The sequence below is a fragment of the Actinosynnema sp. genome (assembly GCF_052038725.1).
Genome location: NZ_JBQGCX010001477.1, coordinates 1 through 2001, shown reverse-complemented (window position 1 = coordinate 2001; position 2001 = coordinate 1). Strand labels below are relative to the sequence as shown.

The following is a 2001-nucleotide window of genomic DNA, read 5'->3' as shown; positions in this document are numbered from 1 at the left end:
GGGTCCTGGACGCATGCGAGCAGGGCGGCCGCGTCGAAGAGGTGCCGTTCGCGGTCGCGGCTGTCGGTCGTGTACGCGCCGGCTTTCAGGATGACTGCGGCGAAGGGGCGCGGGACCGAGATGGTCGAGATGGTGCCGGGGACGATCTCGATCGTGGCATTCACGGTTCGACGCAGCGCCTGCGTGCCTCCCTCGATCTGGACCATGGCGCGTCCGCGGAGGGTCTCGATGACCGTCGGCGCGGGGTGGTCGGCCAGCAGGACGTCGACGCTGTCCGTTGCGCCGGTGACGACGTCCACTCTGCTGCGACCCCGAACGAATCGGTGCGCGGTGTTGTTGCGCGGGTCGATCGCCGCCTGGAGCTGGTATCCGAGGTCCTCCAGCGCCCGGGCGGTCGCGCTGGCGACGCCGCGACTGGTCTCGACGTGAAGGACGATGTCGATGTCGTTGGTCGGGCGGATCACGCCGATCCGGTGGTGCACGGTGTGCAGCTGAGTCATCAGGCCCCCCACGAGACTCCACTTGTCGTGGGGCAACCGCTCGGCCAGCTCGGCCACGTTGGGCCACGGCGGGGACCACCCACCGGGTGGGGAACAAACCTGCAAGGTTTCCCGGGTCATGTCCATCGCTCCAGCGCGACCTGCAGGACCTGTAGGCCTAAGCCTCGTTCGCGGGGATCTAGTGACGCTGCGGCATCCAGGGCCGTCAGCACGGGCAGGGCAGGCGGACGGGCGGTCGCCAGTTGACGGACGATGTCGATGTCGAAGCCGGTGGTGTGGATGACAACGGTTCCGGTCGGGTCGGGCGCCAGGCCGAAGCGTCGGACGGCCTGCCCCAGCCAGTCGGTCGAGCAGTAGCCCCGGACGTGCTCTGGGCCCTCGGAAGGGGTGAATGTACTCAGCGGGGCAGGGTCCAGTCCGGCTGCAGGTACCAGTCCGAGCACGGCGGAGTCGGTCACGACCAGCTCGTCGCTCAACCGGGCGAGAGCGGCCGGGTGGGCGCGGAGGGTGTGGACCTGCGCCCGGTCGCGGGTACGCCCGACAAGCTCTCGCGGGCGGGTCTGGGTCAGCAGCCTGCGAAGGCGCGACGTCTGGGGGGCACCCAGCCAGCTCATGGGTAACCCCGACAGCAGCGCGATGGCTGCCCATGCGGTGGGTTCCGCCCAGGCTCGAGTCCGGTGCTTCCCACCCGTTCGTGCTCGGTACCGGTCGACCGAGGCTGCGTTGATCAGGCCTCGAGCCGACTGCTGGAGGGGTCCGCCCGCGAGCAGCTGGCGCACGCGGCGGGGCGTGACACCGAGCAGGCGCGCGGCCTCCTCAGTGGAGTAGAAGTCTCCGCTCACCGACATACAAACAGTTTCTACTTTCGGAAGCCATCTGTAAACACCCGCACTACACCGTTCGTCCACCTGTCGCGAACGTGTCTCGTGCACGGCTCGGGCCGGCGTACGGGCGAGCCGCAGCAGATGCCCGTGCGTGGTGGGCAGGGTGGGCAGGTGGTCTGCGTGAGCAACTCACTCGCGACCCCTCGGGACTGTTCCGTACGGTCCTGGGGTGTTCGCCATCGACCTCGCCCGGGAGGACCTGCGCCAGGGGCGGCCGTGGATGGCGCGGGACCGGCTGCTGGGCACCCTGGGGACGCGTCGAGCCGATGCGGAGGCGCTGGAGCTGCTGGGTGAGGTGTACGCGGTCATGAACGACCTGCCCGCAGCGGGGGCGGCGTGGTTCCTGACGGCGACACCGGCCAGCACGGACACCGCCGCCGCGGCGGCGGCCTTCAGCGCGAGGTACCCGAACCCGGCGGCTCGTGCCGAGCGGCTGCCCATGCATCGGCCGTTGAAGGAGTACCCGCCGGAAGTGGTCGACCGGGTCGCAGCGCTGCAGGAGGAACTCGACACCGCGGGCTGGTCCTGGCACCCCCCGGCCAAGCCTCAGCCGTCGGGACGGCGTCCGCTCCGGCGCAGCCGCCACTCGTTCCAGGAGCTCGACGAGGACGACGGCG

At 70.3% G+C, this 2001-nt stretch carries 3 protein-coding genes; 1 reads left to right on the top strand and 2 read right to left on the bottom strand.

All coding sequences use genetic code 11. The features are described 5' to 3' along the window. Positions 1–557, bottom strand: a 557-nt coding sequence (locus ACTUAL_RS31190; RefSeq protein WP_440902737.1) for a hypothetical protein, incomplete at its 3' end; no start/stop codon positions are given. A gap of 59 nt (positions 558–616) precedes the next feature. Beyond that, on the bottom strand, positions 617–976 hold the full coding sequence (locus tag ACTUAL_RS31185; protein WP_440902736.1) for a hypothetical protein: 360 nt from the start codon (positions 974–976) through the stop codon (positions 617–619). Between the two features lie 577 nt (positions 977–1553). Here ACTUAL_RS31185 and ACTUAL_RS31180 point away from each other — a divergent pair. Then, positions 1554–2001 (top strand): DUF6584 family protein (locus tag ACTUAL_RS31180; protein WP_440902735.1); only part of this gene is annotated, 448 nt, incomplete at its 3' end.